21 protein-coding genes are annotated in these 18,526 nt (G+C 57.5%); 7 read left to right on the top strand and 14 right to left on the bottom strand.

The genetic code is table 11. The features are described 5' to 3' along the window. Positions 1-90 precede the first annotated feature (90 nt). Both NHU87_RS25645 and argF read right to left on the bottom strand, forming a co-directional pair. Positions 91-1,200 (bottom strand): ABC transporter ATP-binding protein, encoded by a 1,110-nt coding sequence (locus NHU87_RS25645; RefSeq protein WP_253553550.1) that lies wholly within the window; start codon positions 1,198-1,200, stop codon positions 91-93. Next, complete coding sequence (gene argF / locus NHU87_RS25640; RefSeq protein WP_253553548.1) at positions 1,197-2,117, bottom strand: ornithine carbamoyltransferase; 921 nt, start codon at positions 2,115-2,117, stop codon at positions 1,197-1,199. The genes NHU87_RS25645 and argF overlap by 4 nt, the downstream gene beginning before the upstream one ends. Before the next feature lie 388 nt (positions 2,118-2,505). Here argF and NHU87_RS25635 point away from each other — a divergent pair, with 388 nt between their 5' ends. From NHU87_RS25635 to grxD, 3 genes are all read left to right on the top strand, one after another. After that, entirely contained in the window at positions 2,506-2,784 is a 279-nt protein-coding gene (locus NHU87_RS25635; RefSeq protein WP_253553545.1) for a hypothetical protein, read from the top strand. Positions 2,785-2,918: 134 nt separating this feature from the next. Further along, on the top strand, positions 2,919-5,027 hold the full coding sequence (locus NHU87_RS25630) for a molybdopterin oxidoreductase family protein (protein WP_253553543.1): 2,109 nt from the start codon (positions 2,919-2,921) through the stop codon (positions 5,025-5,027). Between the two features lie 97 nt (positions 5,028-5,124). After that, positions 5,125-5,466, top strand: coding sequence for a Grx4 family monothiol glutaredoxin (gene grxD / locus NHU87_RS25625; protein ID WP_253553541.1), 342 nt, complete (start codon positions 5,125-5,127; stop codon positions 5,464-5,466). Positions 5,467-5,688: 222 nt separating this feature from the next. Here the strand turns inward: grxD and bfr are convergent, their stop codons facing one another. Continuing rightward, positions 5,689-6,162, bottom strand: coding sequence for a bacterioferritin (gene bfr, locus NHU87_RS25620; RefSeq protein WP_019651359.1), 474 nt, complete (start codon positions 6,160-6,162; stop codon positions 5,689-5,691). A gap of 199 nt (positions 6,163-6,361) precedes the next feature. Then, positions 6,362-6,580, bottom strand: coding sequence for a bacterioferritin-associated ferredoxin (locus tag NHU87_RS25615; protein WP_007898511.1), 219 nt, complete (start codon positions 6,578-6,580; stop codon positions 6,362-6,364). A gap of 317 nt (positions 6,581-6,897) precedes the next feature. Between NHU87_RS25615 and NHU87_RS25610 the strand changes: the two genes are divergently transcribed. Further along, positions 6,898-7,500, top strand: coding sequence for a peroxiredoxin (locus NHU87_RS25610; RefSeq protein WP_253553539.1), 603 nt, complete (start codon positions 6,898-6,900; stop codon positions 7,498-7,500). A gap of 118 nt (positions 7,501-7,618) precedes the next feature. Here NHU87_RS25610 and rnt read toward each other — a convergent pair whose 3' ends face one another. Continuing rightward, positions 7,619-8,296, bottom strand: coding sequence for a ribonuclease T (gene rnt / locus NHU87_RS25605; protein ID WP_007898509.1), 678 nt, complete (start codon positions 8,294-8,296; stop codon positions 7,619-7,621). Then, on the bottom strand, positions 8,293-9,339 hold the full coding sequence (gene pyrC / locus NHU87_RS25600; protein WP_253553537.1) for a dihydroorotase: 1,047 nt from the start codon (positions 9,337-9,339) through the stop codon (positions 8,293-8,295). Before pyrC ends, rnt begins: the two co-directional genes overlap by 4 nt. Positions 9,340-9,496: 157 nt before the next feature. On the opposite strand from pyrC, the gene NHU87_RS25595 reads away from it, so the two are divergent. Further along, positions 9,497-10,405, top strand: a complete 909-nt coding sequence (locus NHU87_RS25595) for a flagellar protein MotY (protein ID WP_253553535.1) — start codon at positions 9,497-9,499, stop codon at positions 10,403-10,405. A 129-nt stretch (positions 10,406-10,534) separates the two neighbouring features. After that, positions 10,535-11,752: an argininosuccinate synthase gene (locus NHU87_RS25590; RefSeq protein ID WP_027922848.1), complete on the top strand. Its 1,218-nt coding sequence runs from the start codon at positions 10,535-10,537 to the stop codon at positions 11,750-11,752. A gap of 171 nt (positions 11,753-11,923) precedes the next feature. Here the strand turns inward: NHU87_RS25590 and NHU87_RS25585 are convergent, their stop codons facing one another. Then, positions 11,924-12,505, bottom strand: coding sequence for a hypothetical protein (locus NHU87_RS25585; protein WP_253553533.1), 582 nt, complete (start codon positions 12,503-12,505; stop codon positions 11,924-11,926). 551 nt (positions 12,506-13,056) lie between these two features. Here NHU87_RS25585 and NHU87_RS25580 point away from each other — a divergent pair. Further along, positions 13,057-13,683, top strand: a complete 627-nt coding sequence (locus NHU87_RS25580; protein WP_253553530.1) for a response regulator transcription factor — start codon at positions 13,057-13,059, stop codon at positions 13,681-13,683. Positions 13,684-13,774: 91 nt separating this feature from the next. On the opposite strand, the gene NHU87_RS25575 is transcribed toward NHU87_RS25580, so the two are convergent. The 7 genes from NHU87_RS25575 to NHU87_RS25545 form a co-directional block, all read right to left on the bottom strand. Then, on the bottom strand, positions 13,775-13,954 hold the full coding sequence (locus NHU87_RS25575; RefSeq protein WP_253553527.1) for a PA3496 family putative envelope integrity protein: 180 nt from the start codon (positions 13,952-13,954) through the stop codon (positions 13,775-13,777). Positions 13,955-14,061: 107 nt separating this feature from the next. Further along, positions 14,062-14,700: an endonuclease III gene (nth, locus tag NHU87_RS25570; RefSeq protein ID WP_253553524.1), complete on the bottom strand. Its 639-nt coding sequence runs from the start codon at positions 14,698-14,700 to the stop codon at positions 14,062-14,064. Between the two features lie 25 nt (positions 14,701-14,725). Next, entirely contained in the window at positions 14,726-15,316 is a 591-nt protein-coding gene (locus NHU87_RS25565) for an Rnf-Nqr domain containing protein (protein WP_253553521.1), read from the bottom strand. Then, a complete protein-coding gene (locus NHU87_RS25560; RefSeq protein WP_253553518.1) occupies positions 15,309-15,920 on the bottom strand; it encodes an RnfABCDGE type electron transport complex subunit G in 612 nt (203 codons plus the stop codon). The genes NHU87_RS25565 and NHU87_RS25560 overlap by 8 nt, the downstream gene beginning before the upstream one ends. Continuing rightward, on the bottom strand, positions 15,917-16,909 hold the full coding sequence (locus tag NHU87_RS25555; RefSeq protein ID WP_253553515.1) for an RnfABCDGE type electron transport complex subunit D: 993 nt from the start codon (positions 16,907-16,909) through the stop codon (positions 15,917-15,919). The genes NHU87_RS25560 and NHU87_RS25555 overlap by 4 nt, the downstream gene beginning before the upstream one ends. After that, entirely contained in the window at positions 16,896-17,906 is a 1,011-nt protein-coding gene (gene rsxB / locus NHU87_RS25550) for an electron transport complex subunit RsxB (RefSeq protein WP_253553513.1), read from the bottom strand. The genes NHU87_RS25555 and rsxB overlap by 14 nt, the downstream gene beginning before the upstream one ends. After that, positions 17,903-18,472 carry an Rnf-Nqr domain containing protein gene (locus tag NHU87_RS25545; RefSeq protein WP_253553511.1) on the bottom strand — a complete coding sequence of 190 codons (570 nt, stop codon included), beginning with the start codon at positions 18,470-18,472 and terminating at the stop codon, positions 17,903-17,905. The genes rsxB and NHU87_RS25545 overlap by 4 nt, the downstream gene beginning before the upstream one ends. Positions 18,473-18,526 lie beyond the last annotated feature (54 nt).

Raw genomic sequence — 18,526 nt, 5'->3', positions numbered from 1 at the left:
ACCGCGATCTCTGATTTTACGACTGCTTCGCAGCCGAACGCAGGCTTCGCCAGCTGCTACAAAGAGTGCGTCGCGGCCAGATTCAGGTGTTCAACTAGCGGTGCTGTGCCGTCGGACACCGGATTCGATCACCGGAATCTGCGCCGCCGTGCTGCCGGAGGCCTGGAACAGCACCAGGTGTTCAGCCGCCACTCGAATGCCTACTTCAGCACCGACCAGGTGATCGGCATGACTCGGGAAAATCGACTCCAGCTGCGCGCCCGTAGGTAGCTGCAAGCGGTACAGAGTCGATGCCCCCTGGAAGCTCTTGCCAACAATCTGCGCCCTCAATGGGCTGTCCGGCGCATAGACGATATCGTCCGGACGCAACAATACGTCCACGGCACAACCGATTGGCCAAGTGTAGGCACGGTTGCCGCGCAACTCCCCCAACTCGGTTTGCACCGATTCCGGGCTGCTCAATTGACCGCGAATGAAGTAACCCTGGCCAATGAAACTGGCGACGAATGGCGTCAGGGGTTCGTGATAGAGGTTGTAGGGCGTGTCCCACTGTTCCAGGCGACCTTCCTTGAAAACACCCACGTGGTCGCTGACCGCGAAGGCTTCTTCCTGATCGTGGGTCACCAGGATCGCACTGGTGCCGCGAGCCTTGAGAATGCCGCGTACTTCATGACTGAGCTTGCGTCGCAATTCGCCATCGAGGTTGGAGAACGGTTCGTCGAGCAATAGCAGTTGTGGTTCCGGCGCCAGTGCGCGGGCGAGGGCGACACGTTGCTGCTGACCACCGGACAGCTCATGGGGGAAACGCTTGCCGAGGTTTTTCAGGTTGACCAGTTCGAGCAGCTCTTCGGTGATGCGATCCTTTTGCGGATGCTTGCGGATCCCGAAAGCAATGTTCTCGGCCACGCTCAAATGCGGAAACAGTGCGTAATCCTGGAATACCATGCCGATCCGGCGCTTCTCCGGGGCGAGGGTGAAGCCGGCGCTGGAGATGGTCTCGCCCGCCAACTGGATTTCACCTTCGTGCACGGGTTCAAAACCGGCAATTGCCCGCAAGGTAGTGGTTTTGCCGCAGCCCGAAGACCCCAGCAGGCAACCGATATCGCCGGCATTCAAATGCAGGTTGAGATTTTGTACGACCCGCTGGTTTTGATAACCGCAGGCCAGGTTGCGCAGGTTCAGCAGTAATGGCTGGCTCATGCGTGGTGATACGAAGGCGGGACGAGGAATTCGAGCAAGGCCTTTTGTGCGTGAAGACGGTTTTCGGCTTGATCCCAGGCCACCGAGCGCGGGTCGTCGAGCAGGTCGAGGCTGATTTCCTCGCCACGGTGGGCCGGCAGGCAATGCATGAACAGCACGTCTGGCGCGGCCAGATCGAGCAGGGCACGGTTGACCTGGAACGGTGCGAACAACTTCAGGCGCTTGGCGGTTTCCTCTTCCTGGCCCATGGAGGTCCAGACGTCGGTGCTCACCAGGTGAGCGCCGCGCACGGCTTCCTGCGGATCGCGGACGATGGTCACCCGATCGCCGGCTTTAGCCACGAACTCAGGGTTGGGCTCATAACCTTCCGGGCAGGCGATGCGCAATTGGAAGTCGAACTGGATCGCCGCTTCTATATAGCTGTTGCACATGTTGTTGCCATCGCCGATCCAGGCCACGGTCTTGCCTTGAATCGAACCGCGGTGTTCGAGGAAGGTTTGCATGTCGGCCAGCAACTGGCAGGGATGCAGATCATCCGACAGGCCATTGATCACCGGTACGCGGGAGTTGGCGGCGAATTCGGTCAGGGTGCTGTGGGCAAAGGTACGGATCATCACCGCATCGAGCATGCTCGACATGACGATGGCGCAGTCGCCGATCGGCTCGCCGCGACCCAGTTGCGTATCGCGTGGCGACAGGAAGATCGCCTGGCCACCGAGCTGGATCATGCCGGCTTCGAACGAAATGCGGGTGCGGGTCGAGGACTTCTCGAAAATCATCCCCAGGACGCGGTTCTTCAAAGGCTCGAACAGTACGCCGCGGTTACGCAGGTCCTTGAGCTCAACGCCTCGACGGATCACGCTGACCAGCTCTTCGGGCGTGCAATCCATCAGGGAGAGAAAGTGCCTTGCGCTCATCATTGACTACCTTTTTGCAACAGACCGCAGATACTCAAAGCCTTGTTTAACTGAAAAACGGGCGAGACCTGCGGCGTAAGCCGCACGGGGCGACGAAATAGGGGGAGGCGCGATATTGACATTAAATGTCGCGTTGCGCCAATAGGCTACGGTGTTTAGGGGATTTCAGAGGGGCTACGGGGTGACCGCAGTAGCGCTTTTGAAGCCTGTTTCCTGACAGCAGCTAACCATTTGTACACCGCGCTTGCCGGGCTTGGCAATCAAACAGGGCGCGGGCGACACGCTGACGGTCGGTTTTCGACCTGTCATTCGAGCGTTCGGCGGGCAATGTGTCTTGCTCGAAATATTTGCTATAAATAGGACACGAGCGACGCGGGAAGCCCTTGGAATGGAATCGAAAGAACAGCTGTTGATGGAACTGCTTGGCCTTACGGCCCGCTCTCTGACTCACCTCACTGCTTCCGTGACCTCGATGTCTTTCGAGTTATTGCGCAGTGAAGACGAAATCACGAAAGCAGCCGGCCGGCGCATGATCGACCGCATGGCCACCATCAGCGCCGGGCTCGACGAGCATTGGCGACTGATCGGCGAGCTCACCGGCGTGCATATTGCCCATGAGCAGATCGAAACCATCGAGGAGCTCCAGTTGCAGGCGCCGCCGAACTGATCCCTTGCTGCCATCGGCTGGCCTGATGGTCGCCGATTCACAAGACGAACGTCGCTGGCAAAGGGGCGGATCGCGCGCCATAGTTTTGTTCCCGCGGCCGACATTGCCCGCCCAGAACAAAACAGAGACTGGCCATGACCAAGACTCTCCATCACCGTGCGTGCCACCTGTGTGAAGCCATCTGCGGCCTGACCATCGAAACCACTGAGGTCGAAGGCAGCGGCGTACAGATCACCTCGATCAAGGGTGACCCCCAAGACACCTTCAGCCGCGGGCATATCTGCCCCAAAGCGGTTGCCCTGCAAGACATTCAGAACGATCCGGATCGCCTGCGTCAGCCGATGCGGCGAGTTGGCGGCGAATGGCAGCCTATCGAGTGGGAAGACGCTTTCAACCTTGTGGCCGAACGCCTGGCGGCGATTCAGGAGCGTCACGGGCAAAACGCAGTGGCGGTCTATCAGGGCAACCCCAGCGTGCACAACTACGGGTTGATGACCCACAGCAATTACTTCCTCGGCCTGCTGAAAACCCGCAACCGGTTTTCCGCGACGTCGGTCGATCAGTTGCCCCATCACCTGACCAGTCACTTGATGTACGGCCACGGCCTACTGTTGCCGATCCCGGACATCGATCACACTGATTTCATGTTGATCCTTGGCGGTAATCCACTGGCCTCCAACGGCAGCATCATGACCGTGCCGGATGTGGAAAAGCGCCTCAAGGCGATTCAGGCCCGAGGCGGCAAAGTGGTGGTGGTCGATCCGCGTCGCAGCGAAACGGCGGCGATTGCCGATCAGCACCTGTTCGTGCGCCCCGGTGGCGACGCGGCGCTGTTGTTCGGGCTGCTCAATACCTTGTTCGCTGAAGGCCTGACCCGCGACAGTCATTTACCGGTCGACGGCCTGGATGAGGTGCGCGAGGCTGTCGCGCGTTTCACCGCCGAGGCCATGAGCCCGCTGTGCGCGGTGCCCGCCGAGCAGATCCGTCAACTGGCGCGCGACTTCGCGGCAGCGCCGACAGCGGTCTGCTATGGCCGCATGGGTGTTTCGACCCAGGCATTCGGCACCCTGTGCCACTGGTTGGTGCAATTGATCAACCTAGTCACCGGCAACCTCGACCGGGTGGGCGGTGCGTTGTGCACCGAGCCTGCGGTGGATCTGGTGGCGTCGACCTCGGGTGGGCATTTCAACCGCTGGCAGAGCCGGGTGTCCGGGCGTCCGGAATACGCGGGAGAACTGCCGGTATCGACGCTGGCCGAAGAGATGCTCACCGAAGGGGAAGGGCAGGTCCGTGCGCTGATCACCGTGGCGGGTAATCCGGTGCTGTCCACGCCCAATGGTCGACAACTGGAGCAGGCGCTGGACGGATTGGAGTTCATGGTCAGCGTCGACCTGTACATTAATGAAACCACGCGTTATGCCGACCTGATCCTGCCGTCGACGTCGGCGCTGGAAAACGATCATTACGACACCACGTTCAACATGTTCGCGGTGCGCAACGTCACCCGTTTCAACCGGGCGATCCTCGCCAAGCCAGAAGGCGCGCTGCATGACTGGGAAATCTTCGTGGGGCTGGCCAAAGCCTTTGCGACCAAGACCGGCAAGGAACTGAAACCGACTATCGCGCCAGCGCAGATGATCGACCGAGGGCTGCGGATGGGCCTGTATGGCGACGCTTCGGAACACAAACTGTCACTGGCGACCTTGTTTGATCACCCTCACGGTATCGATCTTGGGGCGCTCAAACCCAACCTGGTGCCACGCTTGAAAACGGCCAATCAGCGAGTCCAGGCGGCACCTGCCGAGATCCTCGCCGACCTGGCGCGCTTTGCGGCACTGCAAGCACCGGCCGCCGGTGAGCTGCTGCTGATCGGCCGCCGCCATGTGCGCAGCAACAACTCATGGATGCACAACTACCACCGTCTGGTGAAGGGCAAACCGCGCCATCAACTGCTGATGAACCCGGACGATTTGGCCAGCCGCGGGCTCAGCGATGGGCAGCGGGTGCGCGTCAGTTCGCGGGTGGGCGTGATCGAAGTTGAAGTGGTCGCCAGCCTGGATATGATGAAAGGTGTGGTCAGCCTTCCTCACGGTTGGGGTCATGCGCGACCGGGTGTGCAGATGACGATTGCCAGCGGTCAACCCGGCTCCAGCGCCAATGACCTGACTGACGAATGTCAGCTCGATGAGTTGTCGGGTAATGCAGCGTTGAACGGCGTACCGGTGACCGTGGCGGCGGCGTGAACATGTCTGTCGGGGAGGCCGAGCATGGCGCTCGGGTTTCCGTTACAATGCGCCACCGTGCCGACCACTGAGTCGGAAAGTTCAGCCGAGGTGCTCCATGGATATCATCGAAACGATTAAAGAGCAGATTGCCAACAACACCATTCTGCTTTACATGAAAGGCTCGCCGAATGCCCCACAATGTGGGTTCTCCGCGAAAGCCGCTCAGGCTGTAATGGCCTGTGGCGAAAAGTTTGCCTATGTGGACATCCTGCAGAACCCGGAAATCCGCGCCAACCTGCCAAAGTACGCCAACTGGCCAACCTTCCCGCAACTGTGGGTCGGCGGCGAACTGGTCGGCGGTAGCGATATCATGACTGAAATGGCTGCCGACGGTTCGTTGCAAGCGACGATCAAAGCCGCTGTTGAAAAAGCTGCCGCTGGCAAGACCGAAGCCTGATTTCGGTACTTGTAGGAGCGAGGCTTGCCGCGAAGGCGTCATGCCAGTCAACGTTGATGTCGACTGATAATACGCCTTCGCGGGCAAGCCTCGCTCCTACAAGAGCGTGTCTAGTCCCGAATAGGTGTAAACCATATTCAGGATGAGATAGCGCATAAAAAAGCCCCGCCTCTTTCAAGAGAGCGGGGCTTTTTTATTGCATCGCGATTAGCGGCGTAGCATTTATTCTTCGCCCATCTGCGATTGCAGATAGTTCTCCAGACCGACTTTATCGATCAGGCCCAGTTGGGTTTCCAGCCAGTCGATATGTTCTTCTTCGGATTCAAGAATGTCTTCGAGCAGTTCACGGCTACCGAAGTCGCCGACAGTTTCGCAGTGAGCGATAGCGACTTTCAGATCGGCATGGCCATCGCGTTCGATCTTCAGGTCGCACTCAAGCATTTCCTTGGTGTGTTCGCCGATGTGCAGCTTGCCCAGGTCCTGGACGTTCGGCAGACCTTCAAGGAAGAGGATGCGCTTGATGAGCTTGTCAGCGTGCTTCATCTCGTCGATGGATTCGTGGTACTCGTGCTTGCCGAGCTTGTTCAGACCCCAATCTTCATACATGCGCGCATGCAAAAAGTATTGATTGATCGCGACCAGCTCATTGGCAAGGATTTTGTTGAGATGCTGGATGACTGTAATGTCGCCTTTCATGATGGGGTCCTGCCCTGTATTAGCTGTCTATAAGGCAGAGTTTGAGCCGGGTAATTAAGAGTGTCAAACCTAAGTTATTGAAACTTAAATGAAAATTAATCGGAATAAGAATGTTTGTGTTCCGCGTCTAGGGCCTAAGCGATTGATTTCCAGACATAAAAAAACCGGACATCAAGTCCGGTTCTTTGAAATACGGTAATTATGCAGCGGTAAATTCTGCGGGGTAGGGGATCGCCGCCTGGGCCGATTGCAGTTTGCCCAAGGTTTCACGGACCACTTCCTTGGCAAGGCAGGCGCATTTACCGCATTGGCTGGCAACGCCGGTGGCCTGACGTACTTCCCGATAGCTGCAGCAACCTTCATAGATTGCATCGCGGATTTGACCGTCGGTGACGCCAGTGCAGAGGCAGACATACATAAGTGAAAACCGTCGCTGGTTGTGACTCAATTGCGATGGATCTTAATGTTAACGAGAATGATTGTCAAAGTGGTTTCTGAAAGCTTTTCGTCATAAAGGCGTGTGACTGACGAACGGCTTCTTTTCGCACCTGCCATGAAGAAAATATAGCAGCAGCCTTTTTACCTTCCAGAAAAAACCGTTGAGGACAGGCCAAAAACGCGGTGTATGATGGTCGGCCTTTTGCGAAGCGGGGTCGTGTCACAGGGCTGTCGCCTGAGGGTGACAGGCTGGCATGAACCCTGTTCTTCAAACGTTATTACACCAGGAGATATCCAATGAGCGTACTCGTAGGCAAACAAGCCCCTGACTTCACCGTACCGGCCGTACTCGGCAATGGCGAAATCGTAGACAGCTTCACCCTGTCTTCGGCCATCAAAGGCAAATACGGCCTGGTGTTCTTCTATCCACTGGACTTCACCTTCGTTTGCCCGTCCGAGCTGATCGCTCTGGACAACCGCATGGCTGACTTCAAGGCACGCAACGTAGAAGTGGTCGCTGTTTCGATCGACTCGCACTTCACCCACAACGCATGGCGCAATACCCCGGTGAACAATGGCGGTATCGGCCAGGTTCGTTACACCATGGCTGCCGACATCAAGCAGGAAATCATGAAGGCCTACGACGTTCAGTCCGCTGACGGCGTGGCTTTCCGTGGCGCGTTCCTGATCGACGACAAAGGCGTTGTCCGTTCGCAGATCATCAACGACCTGCCGCTGGGCCGTAACATGGAAGAGCTGATCCGTCTGGTCGACGCCCTGCAATTCCACGAAGCGCACGGCGAAGTCTGCCCTGCCAACTGGAAAAAAGGCGACAAAGGCATGAACGCTTCGCCAGAAGGCGTTGCGGCTTACCTGACCGAGCACGCTGCTGCGCTGTAAGGCACGTTCGAGGCAAAAAAAACCGGCTGATGAGGCCGGTTTTTTTATGGGCGGGATAAACCCATGTTGTTCACTTGTGGCAAGGGAGCAAGCTCCCTCGCCACAGATTAGTTACGGATCAGTCGTTGTAGTCTTCCCAGCCGCCCATTTGTTTCCAGCGATTGACGATGCCGCAGAACAGGTCAGCCGTCTTCTCGGTGTCGTAGCGGGCCGAGTGGGCCTCGCGACCGTCGAAGTCGATATCCGCTGCCTGGCAGGCCTTGGCCAATACGGTTTGACCGTAGGCCAGGCCAGCGAGGGTTGCGGTGTCGAAACTGGAGAACGGGTGAAACGGGTTGCGTTTCATGTCCAGCCGCGCGACAGCGGCGTTGAGGAAGCCCAAATCGAAGCTGCTGTTGTGCCCGACCAGAATTGCCCGTTTGCAGCCGTTGGCCTTCAGAGCCTTGCGCACACCGCGGAAGATATCGGTCAGGGCCGCTTCTTCACTCACCGCCATGCGAAGCGGGTGATCAAGCTTGATCCCGGTGAATTCCAGGGCTGCCGCTTCGATGTTCGCGCCTTCGAAAGGCTCGACCCGGAAGAAATAGGTGTGCTCAGGGTACACAAAGCCTTTTTCATCCATGCCAATCACGGTAGCGGCGATTTCCAGCAGGGCATCGGTGGCCGAGTTGAAGCCACCGGTTTCTACGTCGACAACGACCGGCAGGTAACCACGGAACCTGGCTGCCATTGGATGGCGAGAACCGCCTCCGCCGCCATTACCGTCCTGTTCGTCGTCGAAATGGTCTTCACTCACGCGTGTTCCTCCAGCAGGCGCCAGCGCAGTTTTTCACCGGCGCGCAGCGGGATTACGGTCAGCTCGCCAAACGGCAGGCTGGTTGGGGCGGTCCACTCATCGCGGACCAGGGTGATGCGATCGGTGTTCACCGGCAGGCCGTAGAAACGCGGGCCGTTGAGGCTGGCGAAAGCTTCGAGTTTGTCCAGCGCGTTGCGCTGTTCGAAGGCTTCGGCATACATCTCGATCGCGGCATAAGCGGTGTAGCAACCGGCACAGCCGCATGCCGCTTCCTTGGCGTGCTGGGCATGGGGCGCCGAGTCGGTGCCGAGGAAGAACTTGTCGCTGCCGCTGGTGGCGGCGTCGAGCAGGGCTTCCTGGTGGGTATTGCGCTTGAGGATCGGCAAGCAGTAGAAGTGCGGCCGAATCCCGCCCACCAGCATGTGGTTGCGGTTGTACAGCAAGTGGTGCGCGGTGATGGTTGCGCCGACATTGGCCGAAGCCTCATTGACGAACTGCACGGCATCAGCGGTGGTGATGTGTTCGAACACCACTTTGAGGGTCGGGAAACGCTCGACCACTCGACGCATATGCTCGTCGATGAAGATTTTTTCGCGATCGAAAACGTCGACATCGCCACGGGTGACTTCACCGTGAACCAACAAGGGCATCCCGACTTCGGCCATGGCCTCGAGTGCGGGGAAAATCTTGTCGATGCTAGTGACGCCAGAGTCCGAGTTGGTGGTCGCGCCAGCCGGGTACAGCTTGGCGGCGTGAACGAAACCGCTGGCCTTGGCCTCACGAATTTCTTCGGGCTGGGTGCGGTCGGTCAGGTACAGAACCATCAGCGGTTCGAAACGGCTGCCGGCCGGACGCGCGGCGAGAATCCGCTGGCGATAGCCATTGGCTTCAGCAGCGTTGCGCACCGGCGGTACCAGGTTGGGCATGATGATGGCGCGACCAAAGGTGCGCGCGACATCCGCGACGGTATTGGTCAACACAGCACCATCGCGAAGATGAATATGCCAGTCGTCGGGACGCAGCAGGGTCAGGCGGTCGGACATGAGGGGATTCCAGGCGGGTCAAACTCAGGGGAATGCTACCGGAAAAGACTCCTCCAGGCACTCGCTATCAAGTTTTGCGGCAAGCTTCCGATATCCAACAGGTATGCCGTAAATATGTGTGTCGGTCTTTTTGTTGCAGAAGCCAGTGGAGCCTCCCGTGCGCCAGCGTTATTTAGCCTTGCTCAGTGTGTTTGCCAGCCTTCCTGCGATGGCGCTCACTTTCCAGACCCGTCTGGAGAGCATCGAGTGGACGGTCGAAGGTGACAAATTCGAATGCCGCCTGACTCAACCCATCACTGATTTCGGTTCGGGGGAGTTCGTGCGTCGTGCCGGCGAGCAAGCGACCTTTCGCTTGAAGGCCTACAACTCGATGATCGGTGGTGGTTCCGCGACCTTGCTGGCGGCCGCTGCGCCATGGCAGCCGGGGCGTGGCGATATCAACTTGGGCTCCGTGAGAATCGGCAGTGGCAACGTGCTGTTCAACAGCTCGCAAGTTCAGGCCGGGCGCCTGATCAGCGGGTTGATGGATGGTCGCAGTCCGTTGGTTCGACACTCATCGGGCGACGGTCGGGTATCTGAAGTCCGTCTGCTGCCGGTCAAATTCAGCAAGGCCTACAGCGACTATCAGGGTTGCGTGGCCAAGTTGCTGCCGCAGAATTTCGAACAGGTGAAGCAGTCCGAAATCGGCTTTCCGGGGGAGGGTATCGATCTCGACGCCCAAGCCAAGGCCCATTTGCAGGTCATGCTGGAATTCATGAAAGCCGATCCGACGGTCAACCACATCGAGCTCGACGGCCACTCCGACAATAGCGGCAACCGCCTGACCAACCGTGAACTGTCACGACGCAGGGCGCTGGCCGTGATGGACTTCTTCAAGGCGAACGGTATCCAGGAATCGCAGATCACCTTGCGTTTTCATGGTGAGCGCTATCCGCTGGCGCCGAACAAAAACGCCGCCAATCGGGCGAAGAACCGCCGGGTTGCGGTACGCCTTGAACGAGTAGCGCCGACCGAGCAACCGGCGCCCCAAGCCACCGCTTCCGCAGGCACCGCGAAGGCCTCCTGAGCCGGCTGCGATCGTCGCTCGCTCGACATAATCTGTCGCTTCGTCGTCATAAGCTGTCGCGCCTCTGTAAATTATCCTGCATGAGCGGTAGACTTGACGGCTTTCCGTAGAACCCCGTGGAGTGATGGCATGGCGGACGTAAACAAGGTCGTTCTGGCGTATTCCGGCGGCCTGGACACTTCGGTGATCCTCAAGTGGCTGCAGGATACTTATAACTGTGAAGTAGTGACCTTCACCGCTGACCTGGGTCAGGGCGAAGAGGTCGAACCGGCCCGCGCCAAGGCACAGGCCATGGGCGTAAAAGAAATCTACATCGACGATCTGCGCGAAGAATTCGTGCGCGATTTCGTGTTCCCGATGTTCCGCGCCAACACCGTTTACGAAGGCGAGTACCTGCTGGGTACTTCCATCGCTCGTCCGTTGATTGCCAAGCGCTTGATCGAAATCGCCAACGAAACCGGCGCTGACGCCATTTCTCACGGCGCGACCGGCAAGGGCAACGACCAGGTTCGTTTCGAACTGGGCGCCTACGCCTTGAAGCCAGGCGTGAAAGTGATCGCTCCGTGGCGCGAATGGGACCTGCTCTCCCGTGAAAAGCTGATGGATTATGCTGAAAAGCACAACATCCCGATCGAGCGTCACGGCAAGAAAAAATCCCCGTACTCGATGGATGCCAACCTGCTGCACATCTCCTATGAAGGCGGCGTGCTGGAAGACACCTGGACCGAGCACGAAGAAGACATGTGGAAATGGACCGTCTCCCCGGAGAACGCTCCTGACAAACCGCAGTACCTGGAACTGACCTACCGCAACGGCGACATCGTCGCACTGGACGGCGTCGAAATGACCCCGGCCACCGTGCTGGCGACCTTGAACCGTATCGGTGGCGAACACGGTATCGGCCGTCTGGACATCGTCGAAAACCGCTACGTCGGCATGAAGTCCCGCGGCTGCTACGAGACTCCGGGCGGCACCATCATGCTGCGCGCTCACCGTGCGATCGAATCGATCACCCTGGACCGCGAAGTGGCTCACCTCAAAGACGAGCTGATGCCTAAATACGCCAGCTTGATCTACACCGGTTACTGGTGGAGCCCTGAGCGTCTGATGCTGCAACAGATGATCGACGCTTCCCAGGCCCACGTGAACGGCGTAGTGCGCCTGAAGCTGTACAAGGGCAATGTGATCGTCACCGGGCGCAAGTCCGACGAGTCGTTATTCGACGCCAACATCGCGACCTTCGAGGAAGATGGCGGCGCCTACAACCAGGCCGATGCGGCGGGCTTCATCAAGCTCAACGCCTTGCGCATGCGCATCGCGGCGAACAAAGGCCGGAAGCTTTTCTGAGACCTTTGAGTCGGTAATGGATTTGTGGCCTTGTCCATGACAAGGCCACAAATTTGAAAGTGGGGTGATGCATATTGCGTTTCGCTTTCTTCTTGTTTCTGCTAACCGTCCTTCTGCCTCCTGTCCTTGACCTTGCTTCAAGCTCCCTTCTGATGTGCGACAGGTCAATACCTAGCCCATAATCGTCACTCCCTGTGAACTCAAGTTGTAAGAAATACAGAACGTTGCGCTGTGGCGTTTCTTTATTTGTTTGCAATGTTTGAGCGTGTTTTCCTTCAGTAATTTATCCGAATCGGCACACGTGAGAAATATGATCACTTGTGCAGGATTATCCGGAGGGTGCTGAATACTCTCCATCAGGGCGCTGAACGCCATTTTTTTGTGTATCCACCGTGCATCAACAATGTGCAGATCCTTTAGGGGGGCGGGTAGGTTTACATGGTGCTGGGTCGAGCTTTCAGGCGCCATGCTGGAAGCGCTACTTCCCGAATGATTAACGTTGTCCATGGCTTTTATGAAATGCTTTCCCTTCACAAAATCGGAGGGCGCGTATAGCGATCGATAGTTGAAGTTGAGTGTGGCGAAGAAAAGAAAAAGCAAATAAAAGGGAAAACTGATCAGAAACCAGACATAGAGTTCTCTCTCCTCATTGTCGAGAAAAGGGAGGGATACGGCGGCCGATGTTTCAGACAGTGCTGCAAATATGGCAATAATTGTCATGGGATTGGTGATTCTTTTTTTGAGTTTTATCATATTGTCTGCTCATTAAATATTGTTTTTACTCGATTGGTTTATGGGTTCTAATAACTAATATCAGGTTGTTCTGCTGTTGTGTTGAACTGTTTTTATTGGAGGGTGAGGTTGTTATAGTAGCTGTATCGCTACGGGTTCGGGTATGGCTGTTTATTTGTTTTGATGGCGTTATGTTATTGGTCAAGTGTTACGGTGTATGAGCTTTTTTGTTTGTTTGAGCCAGGTTGCGCAAGAGAGTGCTGGAAAATGCCCATTACTTTTAAGGGTAGCTCAATAGTCGGCGCATATTGGATTGATGGCGTCGAATCCTGTTTTTGTCGTTTTTTTGGGTTATAAGTCTATACAAAAAAGCTCTCGAAGCTCTGAACAATAGTAGGTCAGTAAAATCTCTGCTTCTTCGTGTGGCAATGATTTTTTGTAGGAATAATCCGTTTTGTTTGTAGGCTATGTCTCTCGCTGCAAGTGGCCGGGGGGCGCGGCATGCCATGGATGAAACGACTAGGCTATGGTGCGGGCTCTAAAAATTCGAACAGCGAAAATTGGACTTGCCCATGAATAAAGTGCTGATCGTGGATGACCACCCCGTCATTCGTCTTGCGGTACGTATGCTAATGGAACGTCATGGCTACGAAGTCATTGCAGAAACAGATAATGGTGTGGACGCATTACAACTTGCCCGTGATCTTATGCCGGATATTGTCATTCTGGATATTGGAATACCGAAACTGGATGGGTTGGAAGTCATCGCGCGTCTGACATCAACGGCGATGCCTATAAAAGTACTGATATTGACCTCCCAGGCACCAGGGCACTTTTCCATGCGCTGCATGCAATCGGGTGCCGCCGGATATGTGTGCAAGCAACAGGATCTCACTGAGTTGCTCAGTGCAATAAAAGCCGTGCTGTCAGGTTACAGCTACTTTCCCAATCAGGCTTTGCATACTGTGCGTTCCAGTCTTGGGAACGCCAGTGAAGCCGATATGGTGGATCGTTTGTCCGGGCGCGAGATGATGGTCCTGCAACAGTTGGCCCGAGGAAAGACAAACAAGGAGATCGCCGATGGAATGTTCCTCAGCAATAAAACCGTCAGCACTTACAAGACCCGTCTTCTATTAAAGCTCAATGCTCGCTCACTGGTCGACCTGATCGAATTGGCTCAACGCAATGGCCTGGTATGACGCTACCAGCGTTTGACGAGGCGCGATGAACGGGCGTTTATCAGGGGGCGGCACTTAGTAAAAAGCCTCCGTTTCGGGAGGCTTTTAAGTGTCACACGTCAAAATCGTAATCGGCCAATTGCTTCTGCAGTCGGCGCTCCTCCAGCAGATTGTCGATGGTGCGGCGTTTGCTCAGGTTGGTCTTTGCCGCTTCCACTACCGGCTCAGCGTCATCGGCCTCAACGGGAGTGAAGTCGTCTTCTACGTCCAATTGCTCTTTGCCAGTACTCATAAGGTTAACTCCAGGCTAAGGCTGCCTTTGGCGCTCCTTATATCGACAATTTCCCGGCGGGTAAAAAAGATTTTTTCAATCGATTCATCAAAAAAACTAATAGAGCCTCAATCGTCCGAAGTCTTTTGCTTGTATTCGCACAAATCCTCGATTCGGCAGCTGCCACATCGCGGCTTGCGGGCCAGGCAAACGTACCGCCCATGGAGAATCAGCCAGTGATGGGCGTCGAGCAAATATTCCTTCGGCACGAACTTCATCAGTTTCTGCTCCACTTCGACCACGTTCTTGCCTGGAGCAATGCCGGTACGGTTGCTGACCCGGAAAATGTGAGTGTCCACGGCCATGGTCAGCTGACGAAAGGCGGTATTGAGCACCACGTTGGCAGTCTTGCGACCGACGCCTGGCAATGCCTCCAGTGCCTCACGGGTCTGCGGTACCTCACCCCCATGACGCTCCACCAGCAAGCGACAGGTTTCGATCACGTTTTTCGCTTTGCTGTTGAACAAGCCAATGGTCTTGATGTACTCCGACAGCCCTTCGACGCCCAAGGCATGGATCGCCGCCGGTGTATTGGCCACCGGGAACAGTTTGGCGGTGGCCTTGTTGACGCCGACATCGGTCGACTGCGCCGAGAGAATCACGGCGATCAGCAACTCGAACGCGGAGGAATAGGCCAGTTCGGTCTTCGGTTCAGGGTTGTCTTCGTGAAACCTGCGGAAAATCTCAAGACGTTTTGCGGCATTCATGGGCAATGCGTTTCCTCGAAAGCGGTCAATGTGAGGCCGCCGGGCGGCGGGTCCAGGCCTGATGTGCGGCGATCAGCAATCCCAACAGAATAAACCCGCCAGGGGCCAGAGTGGCCAGATGCAGGCCACCGTCGGCGATCAGCGTCCAGCCTTGCCAGTCCGGTTGCGTGGCACCGGCCATCCAGGGCAGATGGCTACCCAGTGTCCCGTTGCCGATAAGCTCGCGCAGCAGGCCCAGGCCCATCATCAAGGCGCCGAACAGGCCACACAGGCGCAGTCGATCACGCCATGTGCTGTGGAAGTAACCGTTGTGTTCCAGCACGACGCATTGCAGGGCGATCAATCCTGCGTAGAAGCCCAGATGTTGGTGCCATTGGAGCGACCAGGCTTGCATGGCGAGTTCCGCGCAACTGGTCAGCGTGGCGGCCAGCAACAGGCAGGCAAGTAAATGTGTTGCCGGAATCAGTCGCGAGCGCAAGACGCCCATGCTCGCACCGTAAGCGCTAACCACCAGGGCGAACATCAGCCACAGACCCAGGGCCGTTACCAATGAATCAGTGACGCCAATCAGCGGCGTAAGCATCAGTGAGTTTTGCAGGGTTGATGACTTATTCATGGGCACTGCTCCCGATCAGCGGTCGCCGGTGTTCATCGAAGTAGCGCAGCGCGTCATGGGTGGCATTGATCACCGCTCTTGAAGTGATGGTCGCGCCCGCGATCTGATCGAATTGCCCTTGGTCCTTTTTCAAGGCCCAGCCATTGTCACCGGGGTCGGTTAGCGACTTGCCGGTAAACAGCTGCAGCCAGGTGTTGGGCCATTCGGCAAGCTTGCCACCCAGCCCCGGGGTTTCCGATTGCTTGAGGGTTTTGACCCCCACTAACTTGCCTTGGGGGTCGATGGCGATCAGCAACTCAATGGAGCCGGTGTAGCCCAGTGTCTGGCTGCGCAGCAACACTGCGCTTGGCTGATCAGCCTTGGACGCCAGGTAGCCACCCAACAATGTGCTGTTGGCCAGACGAGTGCTTTCAAGGTTGAGAGAGTGTTCCAGTGGCTGGTTGTCGTAGCTGTCAGGCGGTAGCAGATCCAGTAACTGGCGGCTGTCGATCAGGCGTTGTTCGGCGGCAATGCGCGCCGCGCTGGTGTGCTGCACGAGATAAGTCGCGCCCAACCCCAGGCCTGCCAGTACTACCAGAGTCACAACGCTTGTCGCTCGGTTCATGGGGCAACTTGCTCCTGCCTGGACGCGGCAAATCGTTCCAGCGCCGGTACACAGAGGTTCATCAGCAAAACCGCAAAAGCCACGCCGTCCGGATACCCGCCCCACGTCCGGATCAGGTAAGTCAGTAACCCCACGCCGGCGCCGAACAGTAATCGGGCAGTGGGGCTTTTCGCGCCGGATACCGGTTCTGTCACGATGAAGAAGGCACCGAGCATGCTCGCGCCGGTGAGCAGATGAAACAATGGCGAGCCATGAGAGTCGGAGCCCGTGCCGTTCCAGCACAACAGGCTGATGATGAACAGGCTGGCGAGCATGCCAACCGGCGCATGCCAGCTGAATACCCGCCGCTGCAGCAGAAACGCACCGCCCGCCAGAAACGCCAGGTTGACCCATTCCATGCCTCGGCCGCCAAAACGGCCGAATGCCGGGTTGCCGGCGAACAGTTCTTCCATGGTCAGGCTTTTGTTGATTCGCAGACTGTCCAGCGCCGTGGCCTGGGCCCACGCATCGGGTGTCTGACCGAAGCTGAAGCCGAACACCTGTTGCAATCCACCGAACAAATCCATGCCATGGGACGCCGGCCAATGGGTCATTTGCTGGGGAAACATCACCAGAACCAGCGCGAAACCGAGCATCGCCGGATTGAACGGATTCTTGCCGACGCCGCCATACAAGTGCTTGCCGAAAAACAGTCCGAACGCCGCAGCGCTGACCGTCAGCCACCATGGACAATAAGGTGGCAAGGCCAGTGCCAACAGCGTCGCACTGACCAGCGCACTGCCATCGCTCAGCGTCGGTTTTACCGGTTGCTTGCGCAGCTGCAACACCGCCGCCTCAACGGCTAGCGCAGTAGCCGCCGCCAGAATCAGATTGATCAATACGCCCCAGCCATACAGCCAGAACAACATCAGCATTCCCGGCACGGTGGCCAGCAATACCAGCTTCATGGCTTGCTGAAGGCGTTCGTCCACCGATTCAAGGGGTGACATAGGCATCCACCTGACGCTCGGCTTCATTGAGCGCATGTTGCAACGCTTCGATCTGTGCGGCCGGCGCCTCGCTTGTTTGAGCTTTCTTGAGTTCGGCGCGGCGCATGGCCAACTGGATCTTCGCCCGTTTCAGCTCGGCATCTTTTGCTGGGGAAGGTGCTGCTGCAGACACCTGCGGTGCATCATTTTCCAGTTGCGCCAGCGCCTGTTCGGCGGCTTCGAACTGCTGTTGCAGCACGATCAGTTGCGATTGTTGTTCGAAGGTTGGCGGATGCCCGAAGGCCTTGAGCGACTTGTTCAGTTGCGCCCGACTCATCGCCAGATCGACCTTGGCCTTTTTCAGTGCCGCATCGGCATTGTCGGCTTTCTGTGCGCGAACGCGCTCGAGGGCAGCCTGAACCGGGTCGAGCGTCACTTCGCTGTGCTGTACGGCGCGTTGGGCGCGGGCCTGGCGTTCGGCGAGCCTCTGTTCTTCTTCGCGATGCAAGCGGGCATTGCGCTGTTCGAAACGGCGTCGCGCGTGATTGCGCTTGGCGGCCCGGGCCTGTTGTTCCTCCAGGCTGAACGCCAGTCCGCCGACAATCGGCAGCACCGTGGCCAACGGTAGCGGATGCATCTCGATGCAATCCACCGGGCAGGGCGCCACACAGAGGTCGCAACCGGTGCATTCGTCGACGATGACTGTGTGCATGAATTTCGCCGCGCCGACAATGGCGTCGACCGGGCAGGCCTGAATGCACTTGGTGCAGCCGATGCATTCGGCTTCGCGGATGTAAGCAATCTGCGCCGGTGCCGAACCGCGACTGACGTCCAGTTCCAGCACCGGCACCTTCAGCAGGTCGGCCAGGGCTGCGATGGTTTCGCTGCCGCCCGGCGGGCACTTGTTGATCGGCTCGCCGCTGGCAATGCCTTCGGCGTAGGGTTTGCATCCGGGGTGGCCACACTTGCCGCATTGGGTCTGCGGCAAGAGGGCGTCGATGCGTTGAATCAGACTCATGTTTTGATCAGCCCGCTGAATCCGAGAAAAACCACCGCGATCAATCCGGCGCCGATCAACTCGATCGGCAGGCCGCGAAAGGGCAGGGGGATATCGTTATCGAGTGTGCGCTGGCGCAAGTCGCTGAACAGACTCAGCACCAGCCAGAAACCCAGCCCGGCGCCAAGGCTCAGGGCTATGGCGCGGAAAATTCCCTTGTCGTCTTGAGCGTTAAGCAATGTCAGCCCAAGCACGCCGGCATTCCCCAGCAGCAGGGGCCAGAGGCCATCGAATGAAAGTTTCGCCAATAACCGTGAAAGCAACTTAAGCAGCGGGCCGATCAGCAGAACGCTCAACGGCAGGAACACGAACAGACGCAGCGACGTCAGCCCCAACGGCACTAGTAGCCAGTGGTAGAGCGCATAGCCGAGTGTGCCGACAATCAGCATCAGACACGTTGTCGCGATGCCCAGCGCGTGGATCTGCGGCCGCTCGCTGCCCAGCACCGGATCGACGCCCAGCGGCCAGTGCAACACGAGGTTGTTGATCAGGGCAGCGCTGATAAGCGTAAGAAGCAGTTCGGTCATGATCGTGCCGGCAAGGACAGGGCTTTCTCAAGGGCTCTCTAGAAAGAGATTAGG

Source organism: Pseudomonas mandelii (assembly GCF_024138395.1).
In the GTDB taxonomy this organism is placed as follows: domain Bacteria; phylum Pseudomonadota; class Gammaproteobacteria; order Pseudomonadales; family Pseudomonadaceae; genus Aquipseudomonas; species Aquipseudomonas mandelii_E.
This window is presented reverse-complemented; position numbering and strand designations above follow the sequence as displayed.